Raw genomic sequence first — 18,548 nt, 5'->3', positions numbered from 1 at the left:
CGCCACTGCGGGCCCATCAGCAGCAGGGAGCAGTCGGTGGTTCCGCCGCCGATATCGACGACCAGCACCCGCTTTTCTTCACTGAGGGTCGCTTCGAAATCGAGCCCGGCGGCCACCGGTTCAAACTGAAAGACCACATCGCGGAAACCGGCGCGGTGGGCGGCCCGCTCAAGGATCCCCTGCGCCTGGGCGTTCGCCTCATCGCCGCCGAGGCCCTGGAAGTTAATCGGCCGGCCAATCACCGCCTGGTCGATCTGCTCGGGCAGCTGGCTTTCGGCCTGCAACTTAATATGCAGCATCATGGCGCAGACCAGGTCTTCAAACAGGGCCACCTGCTGCGGCTTCAGCCCGCTGGCGCCGAGGAAGGATTTGGGCGATTTAACGAAGTAGACCTCTTCTGGATCTTCAACATACTGCTGCAGGGAGGCGAGACCGAACTGCACGCTGTTGCGCAGCACCTCGATGTCTTCGTCGCGGTTGGCGGCGATGGCCCGACGCAGCAGCGCCTGGTTTTCGTCGCTGTGGGTGGGGACATCATGATGGCGATAGAGCCACTCGCTGACCGCTTCGCGCGTCGGCGCGCAGAGCATGGAGGGCAGCAGGGCGCTGCCGTTTTCCAGCGTTAACAGCTGTGGGGTATTTTCCCGCATCACGGCCACCGAACAGTTGGCGGTGCCGTAGTCAAAACCAATAAACATCGTCTGCAAAATCCCCATGCCGGTGAAGAAGGGGGGCGACTTTAGCGGATCGTCGCCATGCCGACAACCGGAATTTAAAAGCAAGGCGCTGATGGTCAAGGGCGACTATCATTGAAACGCTATATAAAGGAGAGCTTATGGTGCTGTTACCCTGGACCCCGCCCTATGACTGGGCGTGGATGGTTGGTTTTCTGCAGGCGCGCGCGGTTGCCGGCGTCGAGCGTTTTCACGATGGGGGCTACAGCCGCAGCTTTGGCGTGGAAGGCCACCGCGGGCTGATTCATCTGGCGCCGGACGAAGAGGCGCAGGGCCTGCGGGTGACCCTTTCCCCGGGACTGCAGCCGGTAGCGGAGATCTGCTATGCGCGAATTGGCCAGCTGTTTGATTTAGCCTGCGACCCGCGACAGGTCGCTCGCACGCTGGGCGACCTGGCGCAGGCGCGGCCGGGGCTGCGCCTGCCGGGGGCGCTGGATGCCTTCGAGCAGGCGGTGCGCGCGGTGCTGGGCCAGCTGGTGAGCGTGGCGATGGCCGCCCGGCTCACCGCCAAAGTGGCGGCTGGCTGGGGCGAACCGCTGGCGGAGGCGCCTGGATATGTCTTGTTCCCGACGCCAGAGGCGCTGTCCCGGGCCGATCCGCAGGCGCTGAAGGCGCTGGGGATGCCGCTGCGACGCGCGGAGGCGCTGATCCACCTCGCCCGGGCGGCGCTCAGCGGCGAGCTGCCCCTGACGGCGCCGGCGGATATTGACGCCGGGCTGCGTCAACTGCAGACCCTGCCCGGGATTGGCCGCTGGACGGCAAACTACTTTGCCCTGCGCGGCTGGCAGGCGAAAGATATCTTTTTGCCGGATGATTACCTGATTAAACAGCGCTTTCCGGGAATGACCCCGGCCGCCATCGCCCGCTATGCCCGCCGCTGGCAGCCGATGCGATCCTACGCGCTGTTGCATATCTGGTATACCGATGACTGGGCGCCGGCGGCGGAATAGCCGCCCGGGGCGCATACCACTGGTATCGGGACGCTGAAATCCCTATAATTGCCGCGTTTGGCGGTCCGCCGCCACCCTCCATCTCTATCCAGGTTAATCAGGTCGCAAAAATTTATGACTGATATGTCCCATCAGTGCGTCATTGTAGGCATCGCCGGCGCATCGGCTTCTGGCAAAAGTCTTATCGCCAGTACTCTCTATCGCGAATTGCGTGAACAAGTTGGCGACGAACATATTGGCGTCATTCCGGAAGACAGCTATTACAAAGATCAAAGCCATCTGTCGATGGAAGAGCGCGTCAAAACCAACTATGACCACCCGAGCTCAATGGACCACAGTCTGTTGTTCCAGCATTTGCAGATGCTGAAAAGCGGCCAGCCGATTGAACTGCCGGTCTATAGCTACGTCGAGCATACCCGCACGCCGAACACCATTCACGTCGAGCCGAAGAAGGTGATTATCCTTGAAGGGATCCTGCTGCTGACCGATGCGCGCCTGCGTAACGAGCTCAACTTCTCTATTTTCGTTGACACCCCTCTCGATATTTGCCTCATGCGCCGTATTAAGCGCGACGTTAACGAGCGCGGCCGCTCCATGGACTCGGTGATGGCCCAGTATCAGAAAACCGTGCGCCCGATGTTCCTGCAGTTTATTGAACCGTCGAAGCAGTATGCCGACATCATCGTGCCGCGCGGCGGCAAAAACCGCATCGCTATTGATATTCTGAAGGCCAAAATCAGTCAGTTCTTTGAATAACCTGGCCGAATTGTGTAACGTGCAAAGAGTAGCCCTGTTGCCCTCTCCGCCGCGAAGCGTGCGGGAAGCAGCCTTATAAGGAGAAAGCCCATGCGTCTGTGTGACCGAGATATCGAAGCCTGGTTGGATGAAGGGCGACTCGCCATCAATCCGCGTCCGCCCGTTGAGCGTATTAATGGCGCGACGGTTGATGTACGGCTGGGTAATAAATTCCGCACCTTCCGTGGTCACACGGCGCCGTTTATCGATTTAAGCGGCCCGAAGGCCGAGGTCAGCGCCGCGCTGGACCGCGTGATGAGCGAAGAGATCGTCCTGCCGGAAGGGGAAGCCTTTTTCCTGCATCCGGGCGAACTGGCGCTGGCGGTGACCTACGAGTCTGTCACCCTGCCTGCCGACCTGGTAGGCTGGCTGGACGGACGCTCCTCGCTGGCGCGCCTGGGGCTGATGGTGCACGTTACCGCGCACCGTATCGACCCAGGCTGGTCCGGCTGCATCGTGCTTGAGTTTTACAACTCCGGCAAGCTGCCGCTGGCGCTACGCCCGGGGATGCCCATCGGCGCGCTGAGCTTTGAACCGTTATCGGGCCCGGCGGCCCGGCCGTATAACCGCCGTGAAGACGCCAAATATCGCGACCAGCAGGGCGCGGTGGCGAGCCGAATCGACAAGGATTGATAACGTCAACGGGGTGTTGCTGAGGGTGCCATGAGACGAATACTGACAACGCTGATGATCCTGCTGGCGGTCATTGTCGCCGGGCTTACCTCGTTGGTATTGCTGGTCAATCCCAACGATTTTCGCGCCTATATGGTGCATGAGGTGGCAGAGCGCAGCGGTTATCAGCTTGACCTTGATGGCCCGCTGCGCTGGCACGTCTGGCCGCAGCTCAGCATTCTCAGCGGACGGATGACGCTGACCGCCCGAGGCGCCGAAGAGCCGGTGATCCGCGCCGACAATATGCGCCTCGACGTGGCGCTGCTGCCGCTGCTCTCGCATCAGCTGCAGGTGAAGCAGGTGATGCTCAAGGGCGCGGTGATCCAGCTGACCCCGAAAACCGAGGCGGTTCGCGACAGCTCAGCGCCGGTGGTGCCGCATGACAACACCCTGCCGCTGGCCCCGGAGGATCGCGGATGGTCCTACGATGTGCGTCAGCTGCAGGTGGCCGACAGCGTGCTCTTCTTCCAGCATGAGAACGGCGAGCAGGTGACCGTGCGCGATATCCGTCTGCAGATGGAGCAGGATGAGAATCACCGGGCCACCGTGGATTTCTCCGGCCGGGTGAACCGCGACCAGCGCGACCTGGCGCTGAACTTCTCCGCCACCGTGCAGGGCGGCGATTATCCGCACTCCTTAAAAGCCGACTTTACCCAGCTTAGCTGGCAGCTGCGCGGCGCCGAGCTCCCACCGGACGGCATTAATGGTCAGGGGAGTCTGCAGGCCAGCTGGCAGGAAGATGACAAGACCCTGCGTTTTGACAACCTGAATCTGATGGCTAACCGCAGCACCGTTACCGGCAGCGGCAGCGTGGTGCTGGGAGACCGCCCGGACTGGTCGCTGGATCTGCACGCCACCACTCTCGATCTCGATAGTCTGCTGGCGCAAAGGTCGCCGGCGACGGACAGTAGCGCCAGTCAGCAGGGCCAGAGTCAGACGCGACCGCTGCGCCCGGTGATCGCCGACAGCGATGAGCGCGAAGATTACCAGAGCCTGCGCGGCTTCAACGGCCGAATGGCCCTGAGCGCCGAACAGCTGCAGTGGCGCGGTCTGAACTTCACGCAGGTGCAGAGCGAAATCAGCAACCAGCAGGGGCTGCTGACGGTCAGCAAAATGCAGGGCAATCTTGACGGCGGGCAGCTCTCTCTCCCTGGCACCCTGGATGCCCGCGGCGACACGCCGCTGGCGACGTTCCAGCCGGCGCTGCAGAATGTGGAGATCGGTTCGCTGATCAAAGCCTTTAACTATTCCTTAAACCTGACCGGCAAGCTGTCGCTGAGCGGCGAATTTTCCGGAACGCGCATTGACGCCGATGATTTCCGTCGCCACTGGCAGGGACAGGCTCAGCTCCAGATGGCCGATACCCGCACCGAAGGGCTGAACTTCCAGCAGCTGGTGCAGCAGGCCGTGGAGCGCAGCACCAACGTGCGGGCGCAGGAAAATTACGACAATGCCACCCGCCTGGATTCCGTGAGCAGCCGGCTGACGCTGGATAACGGGCTGGTGACGCTGAACCGCCTGCAGGGGCAGTCCGACGTGATGGCGATGACCGGCGAAGGTCAGCTCGATCTGCAGAAAGAGAACTGCGATATGCGCTTCAACGTGCGCGTGCTCGGCGGCTGGAAAGGGGAGGGCAAACTTATCGACCGCCTGAAACAGACCGCGATCCCGCTGCGTATCTACGGTGACTGGAAATCGCTGAGCTACAGCCTGCAGGTCGATCAGATCCTGCGCAAACAGCTACAGGATGAAGCGAAGCAGCGCCTGAACGACTGGGTTGAGCGTAATAAAGGCAGTAAAGACGGCAATGATGCCAAAAAGCTGCTCGATAAGCTGTAATTCCCAACACCGCGGCCCGGACGTTTCCGGGCTGCGTGCTTATCGTCAACGTCTGATCTCACGATGATGCCGGGTGGCGGCTGCGCCTGACCCGGCCTGGGATGTGCGCAATACATCCGTTTGCGTCGCCACTTAATATAGGCCTGATAAGCGAGCGCCATCAGGCAGTGTGGCAGCTAGGCCTGACCCGGCCTGGATTATACGGTGGATGTGATACCCCGATTAGTTCGCCATCCCGTAGGCCTGGTAAGCGCAGCGCCATCAGGCAGTGTGGCAGCTACGCCTGATCCGGTCTGGATTATACGGTGGGTGTCATCCCCCGATTAGCTCGCCATCCCGTAGGCCTGATAAGCGCAGCGCCATCAGGCAGTGTGGCGGCTACGCCTGACCCGGCCTGGATTATACGGTGGGTTTCATACCCCGATTAGTTCGCCATCCCGTAGGCCTGATAAGCGAAGCGCCATCAGGCAGTGTGGCAGCTACGCCTGACCCGGTCTGGATTATACGGTGGGTGTCATACCCCGATTAGTTCGCCATCCCGTAGGCCTGATAAGCGAAGCGCCATCAGGCATTAAACAGGATATCTGGCTATCAATTTTACGGCCCGGGATACCCCGGGCCGTTTTATGCCTGACGATTACACCTCATAATCCAGCTCATCCTGCTTTACCGGCGGGACGATCTGCACCTTCTGCACCCGATGGCTGTCGACCTGCAGCGTGCGCAGCGTATAACCGTCAATCTCAATGGTCTCCCCCACCTGCGGCACATGCTGCAAATACTCCATCAACAGACCGGCAACGGTGTGATACTCACGTTTATCATCCAGCGGCAGCGGAACGTACTGCACCAGGTCCTCCAGCGGCATATGGCCGTTGACCGTCCACGAACCGTCCTGATGATGCTGAATATCGTGCCGGGCATCGATCTCCTCCACCTCATTGGGCAGATTGCCGGCGATGGTCTCCATCACGTCGCTGAGGGTCACAATCCCCTCGACGGAGCCAAACTCATCGACCACAAAGGCAAAATGGGTGCGGGCCTGGCGGAACTGCTCGAGCGCCGAGAGGAGCGGCAGCCCCTCCGGGAAGACCAGCGGTTGACGCACCAGCGCCTGCAGATCCAGCGGCTCCTGACGCAGGGACTGCTGGAGCAGGTCAATAACATGTACCACCCCCAGCAGATCTTCATTATCCTTCCCGCCGGTGACCACCAGCCGGGTATGCTGATTTTTCTCCACCAGGCTGCGGATCTCTTCCTCCGGCGCGCTAAGGTTGATGCGCTCGATATCATGGCGCGACGTCATAATACTGCTGACGCTGCGCTGATTAAGGTTCAGCACCCGCTCAATCATCAGTCTTTCCTGCGGATTAAACAGTGGATGTTGATCCTGATCGGCGACCAGCGACGCTGTGTCAGCATCCAGTTCAGCTTTTTCTTTCTGCCCGCTCAGCAGATTCATCACCGCCTCGGTAGTGCGCTGACGCAGCGTCATATTGGCGGAGAGGAAGCGACGGCGGTTAAACTGCGCCAGCTGATTAAGCGCTTCAATCATGACCGAGAAGCCAATGGCCGCATATAAATAGCCTTTCGGAATGATAAAGCTGAAGCCTTCAGCAATCAGGCTGAAGCCGATCATCAGCAGGAAGCTTAGACAGAGGATCACGATGGTCGGGTGGCTGTTAACGAAGCGCGTCAGTGCCTTGCTGGCCATCAGCATCAGGCTGATGGCGATAACCACCGCGGCCATCATCACCGCCAGGTGATCGACCATGCCGACGGCGGTGATCACCGAGTCAAGCGAGAAGATGGCGTCGAGCACCACGATCTGCGCCACGACGGCCCAGAATTTCGCCCCTTTGCGCTGGGTGGGGTTATCGCTGTCTTTCCCCTCCAGCCGCTCATTAAGCTCGACGGTCGCTTTAAACAGCAGAAACAGGCCGCCAAACAGCATAATTAAATCGCGAGCGCTAAAGCTGAAGTCGTGAAAAACAATCAGCGGTTTGGTCAGGGTGACCAGCCAGGAGATAGAGGCCAGCAGCAGAAGACGCATGACCATCGCCAGCATCAGGCCAGTGATCCGCGCGCGGTCGCGCTGGGCGGGAGGGAGCTTCTCGGCGAGGATAGCGATAAAGACCAGGTTATCGATACCCAACACCAGTTCGATAACCACCAGCGTGACGAGACCTGCCCAGATTGACGGATCGGCAATCCATTCCATATGTATTAAAACCTGTACGACTGCGGTATGTGTTACCACGATCATGGATAAGATGAGTCTAAAATGCAATAACGACGCGGATATCGCCCTGCCGTGGGTGGATATATTTCCAGCGGATTAAGCGAACCGATAAGAATTATGTTCCGGAAAAGAACAGTGAAAAAATAACACCATGGCGGCGACCATGGAATAAGCTTGCCGATATCAGAACTTTTTCCGCTGCGTTTCAGCGAGGGCGGCGAAAGGGCTTCCTCCCGCGGTTCGTCACGGCGAGCGCGGATGCGCAGAGCAGAAGCGAAGCGCGAAGCCCGCTCACAAAACCGGCATAATTCATATTATGAAGTGAGTGCAGAATAGGGCGGATCGCAGTTCACCGCCGCGGATTCAGGCTAATATGTCGTCATATCCGGCTGTTTATGCTGAAATATATTGCCTGGCGAAATTTATTATCTATATCTATTCTTTCCAGGCTTACGCGCGGCGCGGCGGGGCCGGCGGCCAACAGACCCCGATAGACGGGCCTCTCAGCCACATCGCGCGGCGCAAAGGAACGAGCCGCTGAATAACCTGAACGAAAATAAGATTATTCTCACTTCTGACTGTTGGTAAAAGGGAGTTGTGTGTATTCTTTTACGTGACAGTGAATTTAAGAATTTGGCGGGCAGATGCCCGGGCAGTATCCGTGTATTATCAGTTCCAATGGATTTGTGACATGTACAATTTTGCAAAACCGCGTGTTTTGCAACCAAACAGGTGAAGATGAATATGGCGAATTTGAAAGCGGTTATTCCGGTCGCAGGACTAGGCATGCATATGCTGCCGGCCACAAAGGCAATTCCAAAGGAGATGCTGCCGATCGTTGATAAGCCAATGATTCAGTACATCGTTGACGAAATCGTCGCCGCCGGGATCAAAGAGATTGTTCTGGTGACGCACTCCTCGAAGAACGCGGTGGAAAACCACTTCGACACCTCCTACGAGCTGGAAGCCCTGCTGGAACAGCGCGTGAAGCGCCAGCTGCTGGCGGAAGTGCAGGCCATTTGCCCGCCGGGCGTGACCATCATGAACGTGCGTCAGGCGCAGCCGCTGGGCCTGGGCCACTCCATCCTCTGCGCCCGCCCGGTAGTCGGCGACAACCCGTTTGTGGTGGTCCTGCCGGATATCATCCTTGACGGCGGCACCGCTGACCCGCTGCGCTATAACCTCGCCGCTATGATCGCCCGCTTTAACGAGACCGGCCGCAGCCAGGTGCTGGCGAAACGCATGCCGGGCGATCTCTCCGAATACTCCGTCATCCAGACCAAAGAGCCGATGGTGGCTGAAGGCCAGGTGGCGCGTATCGTCGAGTTTATTGAAAAACCGGACGAGCCGCAGACTCTGGACTCCGATCTGATGGCGGTGGGGCGCTACGTGCTGTCGGCGGATATCTGGGCCGAACTGGAACGTACCGAGCCGGGCGCATGGGGCCGTATCCAGCTGACCGACGCCATTGCCGAACTGGCGAAGAAGCAGTCCGTCGACGCGATGCTGATGACCGGCGAAAGCTACGACTGCGGGAAGAAAATGGGCTACATGCAGGCCTTCGTCACCTACGGGATGCGTAACCTGAAAGAAGGCGCCAAATTCCGCGAAAGCATTAAAAAACTGCTGGCCTGAGCGCCAGCCTGAAACCGAGCGGCAAGGCTGAAGCATTCGTCCTGCCGCTCATAACGTTATGCAGAAATTATTCATAACGCGAATGTTATAACGATTGTAAAGAAACGTATGGCTTCGGAGACTTCTGGTAGTTTGTCTCTGGCCTCTGTGGTGCAATGGTCGGAGTAGCGGCAATAATGCTTTATGAATAGTCACTTAGTGCGACAATTCCTAAAGCGCAGGAAAAGCGGTCAACGACAGCCAAAAATAAAACTTGACTGCGATCATGTTTCCGCTTTAAACATCTCACTTGCATGCATAAAAATGTGAAATGAATTGGCATGCGAGCTGGTACAGACATTACGGATAATCCCTGAGCACGGCAGTGGACATCATCGAAGGATCACAGGTATATGAACTGGCAACTCATCTCATTTTTTGGCGATAGCACCGTTTTGCTGCCCAGCGCAGCGGCGCTGTTTATTGTCCTGATGCTGCGTAAAACGTCGCGTTTGCTGGCGTGGCAGTGGAGTTTGCTGTTCGGCATCACCGGCGCTATCGTCTGCGCCTCCAAACTGGCCTTTATGGGCTGGGGTCTGGGTATTCGCGAGCTGGATTACACCGGCTTCAGCGGTCACTCCGCGCTCTCCGCGGCCTTCTGGCCTATCTTCCTGTGGCTGCTCAGCGCCCGTTTCTCCGTCGGTCTGCGTAAAGCGGCCGTTATTACCGGCTATGTTCTGGCCGCCGTGGTGGGCTATTCGCGGCTGGTCATCCATGCGCATTCCGTCTCGGAAGTGATTGCCGGCCTGCTGCTGGGCGCTGCTGGCAGCGCTTTGTTCCTAGTGTTGCAAAAACGCACTTCTGACTGCGATTATAAGACAGTACCCTGGGGTGGAATTGCATGCCTGGTAATGATCCCACTGATACTGTTGCATAGCGGCAGTAAAGCGCCGACACAGACCCTGCTTGGGCAAATCGCCACCGCAATTGGGCCGCTGGATAAACCTTTTACCAGAGAGGACCTGCACAAGCAGGCCTGGTAATCGCCATTTGTTTTACAGGGGAAATTAAGTTTTCGCCGGTTAATTAGACAAATAAGAAAATAATCTACTATATACCCGGTAATTGATAATTCATATTTATGAAATAATGAAGTGCTACTACATTGTTATTGCTTATTTGCCTGGATATAGCTTTGATCAGACGTTTCTTAAATGCGCTGAGATGTCACCTGATGCACATTCAATGAATATCCGGACACTGGAAACTATTAGAAATTGTAGTTGACTATAACGCCATCATCTGATTTTTGCATGAAGATGAGCTATAGAAAAAGACGTTTTTTTACAGTCAGTTAGCTGCATATGTGATGTTGTAGCAGAACCGGGAAGATCCCTAACCCTGGAAATCAGTGAATAATCTTAATTGGTGACCCGCTTATTTTTTGTCAGTAGAACGACAGGCGGCATTAATTGGCAGATATTCGGTAACAACACTCCCAATTGTGACCGAAATCCCGTAAACTTAACGCCGCCAAAAATAATGGCCTGACCAATTATTCATCCACAGGTCGATAAAAAATTAAGTCGTTCAGGTAGTCAGTGCGCTGGTAGCTGTTAAGCCAGGGGCGGTAGCGTCGCTGAAGCCGCTTGCTGCTGCACAGAGGTTCTCTTCAACGGCTGAAAAATCGTCCCGGTCAGGATGATCGCCCTCAATAGATATCTATCAATTTTCTACGGATATCCTCAGAAGTTGGCCAGGAGCGGCTGCTGATATCGCCTGGACATTAACTTTCCTGTCTCATCGATAGCCTGTAGGGTAAAATTCGCCTACATTGTGAGCTGAGTGGATGTTATAAGGCTAACAAGCAGCTTAGGGTAAATGTACTTGCCTCGCCGGTGTTGCACAGCGAAGTCAGCTGGTGCCGCGAGCGCTTTCTATCTTGGTATTCCCCTCATTCTCATTGAGATACGACAGCGGGGCTGAAAATGGATCTTGTACAATGATAAAAATTGCGCGCATTGCCGTGACGTTGGGTTTGCTTTCCTCCCTGGGAGCCGAGGCTTACGCGGCCGGGTTAGTGGTAAATGACAACGACTTGCGTAACGACCTGGCCTGGCTTTCCGATCGCGGGGTCATCCATCTGAGCCTGTCGACCTGGCCGCTGAGCCAGGAAGAGATCGCCCGGGCGCTGAAAAAGGCCAAACCTTCCTACTCTTCTGAGCAAGTGGTGCTGGCGCGTATCAACCAGCGACTGTCTGCCTTAAAAGCGGATTTCCGGGTCACCGGCTACACTTCAACCGATCAGCCGGGCACTCCGCAGGGGTTTGGTCAGACGCAGCCGGCGGATAACTCGTTAGGCCTGGCATTCAACAACAGCGGCGAGTGGTGGGATATCCATCTCCAGGGCAACGTTGAAGGGGGAGAGCGGATCAGCAACGGATCGCGCTTCAACGCCAACGGCGCATACGGCGCGGTGAAGTTCTGGAACCAGTGGCTCTCTTTTGGCCAGGTACCACAGTGGTGGGGGCCTGGCTATGAAGGTAGCCTGATTCGCGGGGATGCCATGCGGCCAATGACCGGTTTCCTGATGCAGCGCGCCGAGCAGGCGGCGCCAGAGACCTGGTGGTTGCGCTGGGTGGGGCCATGGCAGTACCAGATCTCCGCCAGCCAGATGAATCAATATACCGCAGTACCTCATGCCAAAATTATCGGCGGACGTTTTACCTTTTCACCATTCCAGTCATTAGAATTAGGCGCGTCGCGCATTATGCAGTGGGGCGGGGAAGGCCGACCACAATCATTTAGCAGTTTCTGGGATGGCTTTACCGGGAAAGACAATACTGGGACAGATAACGAACCTGGTAACCAGCTAGCTGGTTTTGACTTTAAGTTTAAACTCGAGCCAACTCTCGGCTGGCCGGTCAGTTTCTACGGACAGATGATTGGCGAAGATGAGTCAGGCTACCTGCCTTCGGCAAATATGTTCCTCGGCGGGGTCGAAGGGCACCACGGCTGGGGTAAGGATGCAGTGAACTGGTATCTGGAAGCGCATGATACTCGTACCAATATGAGCCGAACCAATTACAGCTATACCCACCACATCTATAAAGATGGTTATTACCAACAAGGGTATCCACTGGGGGATGCGATGGGTGGGGATGGTCAACTCATTGCCGGGAAGGTTGAGCTGATTACCGAAGATAACCAGCGTTGGAGTACACGCCTCGTTTACGCCAAAGTTAACCCTGAGAACCAGTCGATCAATAAAGCATTCCCCCATGCCGATACTTTGAAAGGTGTACAGCTCGGTTGGAGCGGGGATGTGTATCAGTCGGTACGTTTGAGTACATCACTGTGGTACACCAACGCGAACAACAGCGACAGCGACGACGTTGGGGCCAGCGCAGGGATAGAAATACCATTTAGTTTATAAGGCTGAATGCTGAAAACAGGGAGAGAGGGTGGTAGCGCTGCAGGACGCAGTCAGTTTTCATCTCTCCACAAGCCGGCAGGTAAGCAACGGCTATGACAGCTGCTCAGGAATTGGCAAATTTTGATTTACTGATGATGTGACATTATGAAGAAAAAACTTGTTAGATTTTCGGCATTAGCATTGGCAATTGGGTTTTTATCGGGTTGTACAATCATCCCTGGTCAGGGATTAAACAGTCTGCGTAAGAACGTGGTTGAACTCCCAGATAGTGATTACGATTTGGATAAGTTGGTCAATGTATATCCGATGACACCAGGATTGATTGATCAACTTCGCCCAGAAACCGTTCTGGCTCGTCCCAATCCGCAACTGGATAACTTACTCCGTAGTTATGAATATCGTATTGGGGTAGGTGACGTACTGATGGTTACCGTATGGGACCACCCTGAACTAACTACTCCTGCAGGCCAATACCGCAGCGCCAGCGACACCGGTAACTGGGTCAACTCCGATGGCACCATTTTCTATCCTTATATCGGTAAGGTACAGGTGGCGGGAAAAACCTTGAGCCAGGTACGCCAGGAAATAGCGAGTCGTTTGACTACCTATATTGAAAGTCCACAGGTTGATGTTAGCGTTGCTGCATTCCGTTCGCAAAAAGCATATGTTACTGGTGAAGTTGCAAAATCAGGACAACAGCCCATCACGAATATCCCACTAACAGTCATGGATGCGATTAATAATGCTGGTGGATTGGCACCAGACGCAGACTGGCGTAACGTGGTGCTGACTCATAATGGTAAAGATACAAAAATCTCACTTTACGCATTAATGCAGAAAGGGGACTTGACGCAGAATCATCTGCTTTATCCCGGCGATATACTTTTTGTACCACGTAATGATGATTTGAAAGTTTTTGTCATGGGTGAGGTGGGCAAACAAAGTACCTTAAAAATGGACCGCAGCGGTATGACCGTTGCTGAAGCATTAGGAAATGCTGAAGGAATGTCGCAGGCGTTCAGTGACGCAACAGGTGTGTTTGTAATTCGCCAGTTGAAAGGTGATAAACAAGGTAAAATAGCTAACATTTATCAACTTAATGCGCAAGATGCTTCGGCAATGGTACTGGGAACAGAATTTCAGTTACAACCATACGATATCGTTTATGTCACAACTGCTCCTTTAGTACGTTGGAATCGTGTGATTTCTCAGCTTGTGCCGACTATTACCGGTGTTCATGACATGACGGAAACTGCGAAATTTATTAAGGATTGGCCATAGTATGTTTAATTCAATATTAATTGTTTGCACAGGTAATATTTGCCGTTCCCCTATGGGGGAACGCTATTTACGGAAGGTACTTCCTGGAAAAATAATTGACTCAGCCGGCACAGGGGCTTTGATCGATCATAGTGCCGATGAAACTGCTAAATATGTGGCTTCAAGTAATGGTGTTAGTCTCGAGGGGCATAAAGGTAAGCAATTTACATCATCAATGGGACGACAGTATGACCTAATTCTAGTAATGGAAAAAAAACATATCGAAGAAATTGGTCATATGGCTCCAGAAGTAAGAGGTAAAGTTATGCTTTTCGGACATTGGTTAGGTCAGAGAGAAATTCCAGATCCATACAAGAAAAGCCAAGAAGCATTTGAATTGGTTTATAAGTTAATTGAACAAGCTGGTAATCTCTGGGCTGAAAAGTTGAGTAACTAACACATCAGGAATTAATGAATGTCACCAAATATTAAAAAGATTGCCGAAAAGGGAAATGATAATTTCGATTTAGGCAAACTCCTTGGCGAGTTGATCGATCATCGAAAATTGATAATTTCATTAACGTCTTTATTCACTCTTATTGCTCTGGTTTATGCTATTTTTGCTACCCCAATCTACCAAGCTGATGCCTTGATTCAGGTAGAACAGAAGCAAGCTAACGCAATATTAAGTAATTTGAGTCAGATGTTACCTGACTCACAACCGCAGTCAGCGCCAGAAATTGCGCTAATGCAATCTAGAATGATATTGGGAAAAACAGTCGATGACTTAAACTTACAGGCGAGAGTTAAAGAAAATCACTTTCCTATATTAGGTAAAGGTTGGGCTAGGTTATCTGGTGAAAAAAAAGGATCATTAGAAGTTTCGCATCTGTATATAGATTCAAATAACGATGAAACGCCAGAAATTTCTTTAACAGTGAGAGATAATACTCATTTTATAGTTGAGAATGGAAATGACAAAATACTAGGTACCGTAGGGGAATTAATTAATAAAGATGGGTTCTCAATAAAAATTAATAAAGTAGATGCTCTTCCTGGTACGGTATTCACGATATCTTATGTGACAAAATTGCGTGCGATAACAGACTTGCAGGAGTCTCTTTCCATCAGTGACCAAGGGAAAGACACTGGTATGCTAACTATATCGCTTACAGGTGAAGATCCAGTATTAATAAAAAAAATAATTGATAGTGTTAGTGGTAACTATTTGGCGCAAAATATCGCTAGACAAGCTGCGCAGGATGCAAAAAGTCTTGATTTTTTAAATCAACAATTACCAAAGGTCAGGGCTGAACTAGATGTTGCTGAAGATAAACTAAATCAATACAGACGACAAAATGATTCAGTAGATCTTTCATTAGAAGCTAAATCCGTCCTTGATCAAATTGTTAATGCTGACAATCAATTAAATGAACTAACTTTTAGAGAGTCTGAAATATCACAGCTTTATACAAAAGAGCACCCCACATACAAGGCTCTGTTAGAGAAAAGGAAAACGCTTCAAGATGAAAAGAATAAGTTAAATAAGCGAGTTGCGTCAATGCCAGAAACTCAACAAGAAGTTTTGAGGTTGAGCCGTGATGTTGAATCTGGCCGCGCGGTTTATATGCAATTATTGAACCGACAGCAAGAATTAAATATATCCAAATCAAGTGCTATAGGTAATGTTAGGATTATTGATGACGCTGTCACTCAAACCAAACCAGTTAAGCCTAAGAAAGTTTTAATTGTGCTTTTGGGTATAGTGGCTGGCTCAATGTTATCTATTGGCTTGGTTTTATTAAAAGTCTTTTTAAGACGTGGAATAGAGTCACCCGAGCAATTAGAAGAACTGGGGATTAATGTATATGCGAGCATTCCTGTTTCAGAGGATTTCGCTGCAAAATCTTCTAAGAAAAAACAATGGGCAAAAGTAGAGCATACGGATATTGATTTTCTTGCTATTCAAAATCCTGCGGACCTAGCCATTGAATCAATTAGAGGATTGCGAACTAGTCTACATTTTGCAATGATGGAGGCTAGAAATAATATATTAATGATTTCCGGTGCAAGTCCTAATGCAGGTAAAACATTCGTAAGTACAAATTTAGCAGCCGTAATATCACAAAGCGGTAAAAAAGTACTTTTCATAGATGCAGATATGCGTAAGGGATATACCCATAAACTGTTCAATACAGAAAATTCGAATGGGCTATCTGATTACTTGTCAGGGAAAATTGAACTCAAAGCCCTTATTAAAAACGTAAAAAATATCAATTTTGATTTTATATCAAGAGGTATTGTGCCTCCAAATCCAGCCGAATTACTTATGCACAAGCGCTTACAAGAACTATTGACTTGGGCTAATCAAAATTATGATTTGGTTATTATGGATACTCCACCTATATTAGCTGTCACAGATGCCGCTATTATTGGAAACTATGTAGGAACAACACTATTAGTTGCAAGATTCGAGCAAAACACTACAAAGGAAATTGAAGTTAGTTTTAAAAGATTCGAGCAAAGTGGTGTGATTGTTAAAGGGTGTATTTTGAATGGTGTAGTTAAAAAAGCCAGCAGTTATTATAGCTATGGCTACACACATTACGGATATTCTTATAAAGATAAGCATTGAGGAATATATGAGACTCATATGAGTCTCATATTATTATATTGTTACCAACACCCATTGTAAGGACTCTTATGAAAAAAATATTAATCATCAGTCATACGGGTGATATATCTTTTTTCAAAATAGGTAGTCATCATTATGCTAACGGTTTAGCTCAAAACAATTTAGTCTCCTATATAGGTACACCTAGTTCGTTGATACATAAAATGATGAGGAAAACAGTTAAAGGGCAAAAGAAACTTGATGATAGTGTAAATGTTATCAAGCCTGTTACAATCTTTCCTATTACGTTAAAATACAATAAAATATGCTCATCAATAAATAAATTATTTTGGCAATTATCTCTTTTACATTTAAAAAAAAATTACTTTGATGTTGTAATTTGTGACTATCCATATTTTGAACCTTTGTTAGGCATTCTCAGTTATAAAATGCTGATATATAGACCTACCGATAATTACTTGCAAATGTCAGGAGATAAAGTCAAATATTATGAAAGAAAAATTATTGCTAAAAGTGATATCGTAATTGGCACTTCTCAAGATGTAATTGCGAGTATAAAAAAACAATATCCAGATGAATTTAAGGCAAAAAAATATTTTGTTATTAGCAATGGCTTTGACCACTTACATTTCGATAGTAGAACTAAAGACTCAGTAAGAACTGGCAGCGTGTATATTGGCTCGTTAGATTATCGTTTTGATTTTGATGCTTTAGAACTATTATGCAAAAATTTTTCAGATCATTTTTTTGATATCTATGGTCCAATCGAGAAAAATAGTGAAGATAAAGTAACGGCATTAAAAGAAAAATATAAGAATTTAAATTTCTACGGTGCCATCTCTTATAATGACGTACCAATTAAACTAAGCAAATATAAGGTGGGGCTTCTTCTATTAAATGATCATTTATCTAATAAAGGTAGAAGTCCAATGAAATTATGGGAATATGCGGCGTCAGGGTTACAGGTATTGTATTCGCAAGTGGAGCATGAATGTACTTATGATTTTCTTTTTAAGTATGATAAATGTAATCTTGTAGAAAAATATCTTTTAGCGTATCAAGCGCCTTGTAACCGAGATATTAAAACTTCCCTTATGCAATACTCTTGGCAAAACAAAGTTCGTGAAATTGAAAATATAATTAGCGAGTTTATTAATGACCAATGACTTACAAAGCGCTTCTATAAAGTTATATATTGTATTACTCATAACTATATGTGGCCTAATACTTTGCTATTCTCCGTTGTTAGGATTCTGCATTCCTATATTTTTTTTAATATTAGGGTTAGGGAGCAATTTCGGCGCAAGGGTAGGTTTTACTCTAATTTCCATTCTAGGTGCTGCATTCACTTTCGCATCGCGAAACTATGTATCTGGGACAATTAAAGATGACTTCGCTAATATATATCTCCCAGCTTTTTATGATGTGAATAAAGGTGGGACTATTTTTTATGAGTCATTTTCAAATGGTGTGGAATTTTTTATTACATTGTATTTTAAGGTGATAGGGGGCATCTTTGGTATTAAAGAACCCTTTATGATCATGTTTGCTGTTCTGTTATTTGTACTACTATTATATTACATATGGTTAGAGGTATTTGTATTAGTTAATATTGAAAAGAAACACAGATCGATATGTGTAGCTGCTTGTTTTTCATTGTTATCATGTATAATAATTACACAAAATATGCGACAAGCAATTTCTTGTGTTTTTTTATTGTATGCAATAAGTCTTCTTTTAAATAAAAAATACATTTCTTGTTTAGTCTTCGCATTTCTGGCAGTTATTTCTCATATGACTGCTTTGATTATTTTGCCTTTGTTTTATTTTATTATGGAAGGTTCAAAGAAAACAAGGTTAATAATCATTATAGTAAGCCTTGGCTTTTTATTAGCATTTAATATAGCAATAGGCATTATCATTTCTTATAATCTATTAGGTGCCTCGACATATAAGTTATTGTATTACGCTGACACAAGTGGACGAAGTGTTGATATTGGTTATTTAAAATTCTTGATAATTTCATTTTTTGCTGGTTTGTTTTTATGTAAAAATGATAGTCTCCAAGCTGATAGATTTAGAAATTTATTATTTTGCGGTACAATTTTGTATTTGATTTTCATGCCAATTCCAACGCTTTCATTTCGGTTCTTAATGCTATTGGTTGTATTTTATAATGGATTAATAATGTTTTATGCTTTTAAAAAGCAACTAACTATACTTGGGTTTTTATTAATAGCTTATAATCTATATAAGATTTATAGTTTAGGTCCTAATAAAGATTTATTGACTGGCCCTGAAGCATATATGAATTTATGGTATAGCTACCCGTGGGCTGGAACGGAATTCTTATATTATTTTAATTAAAATA

14 protein-coding genes and 1 pseudogene are annotated in these 18,548 nt (G+C 49.7%); 12 read left to right on the top strand and 3 right to left on the bottom strand.

The annotated features are described in order from the left end of the window. Positions 1–698 (bottom strand): molecular chaperone (yegD, locus tag BHE81_RS28700; protein WP_085898093.1); only part of this gene is annotated, 698 nt, incomplete at its 3' end. Positions 699–835: 137 nt separating this feature from the next. Between yegD and alkA the strand changes: the two genes are divergently transcribed. The 4 genes from alkA (at position 836) to asmA (ending at position 4,990) form a co-directional block, all read left to right on the top strand. After that, entirely contained in the window at positions 836–1,684 is an 849-nt protein-coding gene (gene alkA / locus BHE81_RS10690) for a DNA-3-methyladenine glycosylase 2 (protein ID WP_004213673.1), read from the top strand. Between the two features lie 114 nt (positions 1,685–1,798). Beyond that, entirely contained in the window at positions 1,799–2,440 is a 642-nt protein-coding gene (udk, locus tag BHE81_RS10685) for a uridine kinase (protein WP_002912442.1), read from the top strand. A gap of 90 nt (positions 2,441–2,530) precedes the next feature. After that, a complete protein-coding gene (gene dcd, locus BHE81_RS10680) occupies positions 2,531–3,112 on the top strand; it encodes a dCTP deaminase (RefSeq protein ID WP_004151145.1) in 582 nt (193 codons plus the stop codon). 30 nt (positions 3,113–3,142) lie between these two features. Further along, positions 3,143–4,990, top strand: a complete 1,848-nt coding sequence (gene asmA, locus BHE81_RS10675; RefSeq protein ID WP_110246521.1) for an outer membrane assembly protein AsmA — start codon at positions 3,143–3,145, stop codon at positions 4,988–4,990. Positions 4,991–5,627: 637 nt separating this feature from the next. On the opposite strand, the gene BHE81_RS10670 is transcribed toward asmA, so the two are convergent. Beyond that, positions 5,628–7,211 carry a TerC family protein gene (locus tag BHE81_RS10670; protein WP_004151147.1) on the bottom strand — a complete coding sequence of 528 codons (1,584 nt, stop codon included), beginning with the start codon at positions 7,209–7,211 and terminating at the stop codon, positions 5,628–5,630. A 759-nt stretch (positions 7,212–7,970) separates the two neighbouring features. Here BHE81_RS10670 and galF point away from each other — a divergent pair. Together galF and BHE81_RS10660 are read left to right on the top strand one after the other, a co-directional pair. After that, positions 7,971–8,944 (top strand): annotated as a pseudogene (gene galF / locus BHE81_RS10665) (GalU regulator GalF). A 315-nt stretch (positions 8,945–9,259) separates the two neighbouring features. Then, positions 9,260–9,889, top strand: a complete 630-nt coding sequence (locus BHE81_RS10660) for a phosphatase PAP2 family protein (protein ID WP_019705210.1) — start codon at positions 9,260–9,262, stop codon at positions 9,887–9,889. 547 nt (positions 9,890–10,436) lie between these two features. Here the strand turns inward: BHE81_RS10660 and BHE81_RS28205 are convergent. After that, entirely contained in the window at positions 10,437–10,562 is a 126-nt protein-coding gene (locus BHE81_RS28205) for a hypothetical protein (RefSeq protein ID WP_369744290.1), read from the bottom strand. Positions 10,563–10,848: 286 nt separating this feature from the next. On the opposite strand from BHE81_RS28205, the gene BHE81_RS10655 reads away from it, so the two are divergent. From BHE81_RS10655 to BHE81_RS10630, 6 genes are all read left to right on the top strand, one after another. Then, positions 10,849–12,282, top strand: coding sequence for a capsule assembly Wzi family protein (locus BHE81_RS10655; RefSeq protein WP_019705209.1), 1,434 nt, complete (start codon positions 10,849–10,851; stop codon positions 12,280–12,282). Between the two features lie 144 nt (positions 12,283–12,426). Further along, a complete protein-coding gene (locus BHE81_RS10650; protein WP_019705208.1) occupies positions 12,427–13,563 on the top strand; it encodes a polysaccharide export protein in 1,137 nt (378 codons plus the stop codon). A 1-nt stretch (position 13,564) separates the two neighbouring features. Next, positions 13,565–13,999 carry a phosphotyrosine protein phosphatase gene (locus BHE81_RS10645; RefSeq protein WP_001565664.1) on the top strand — a complete coding sequence of 145 codons (435 nt, stop codon included), beginning with the start codon at positions 13,565–13,567 and terminating at the stop codon, positions 13,997–13,999. Between the two features lie 18 nt (positions 14,000–14,017). After that, on the top strand, positions 14,018–16,177 hold the full coding sequence (locus tag BHE81_RS10640) for a polysaccharide biosynthesis tyrosine autokinase (RefSeq protein WP_019705207.1): 2,160 nt from the start codon (positions 14,018–14,020) through the stop codon (positions 16,175–16,177). Between the two features lie 68 nt (positions 16,178–16,245). Next, positions 16,246–17,343 (top strand): hypothetical protein, encoded by a 1,098-nt coding sequence (locus BHE81_RS10635; protein WP_019705206.1) that lies wholly within the window; start codon positions 16,246–16,248, stop codon positions 17,341–17,343. Then, positions 17,333–18,544 (top strand): EpsG family protein, encoded by a 1,212-nt coding sequence (locus tag BHE81_RS10630; RefSeq protein ID WP_110246522.1) that lies wholly within the window; start codon positions 17,333–17,335, stop codon positions 18,542–18,544. Before BHE81_RS10635 ends, BHE81_RS10630 begins: the two co-directional genes overlap by 11 nt. The last annotated feature ends 4 nt before the right edge of the window (positions 18,545–18,548 follow it).

This window comes from Klebsiella sp. AqSCr (assembly GCF_008452795.1).
GTDB lineage: Bacteria > Pseudomonadota > Gammaproteobacteria > Enterobacterales > Enterobacteriaceae > Klebsiella > Klebsiella pneumoniae.
Note: the sequence above shows the minus strand (reverse complement) of the source record. Positions and strands in the feature narration are given on the sequence as shown.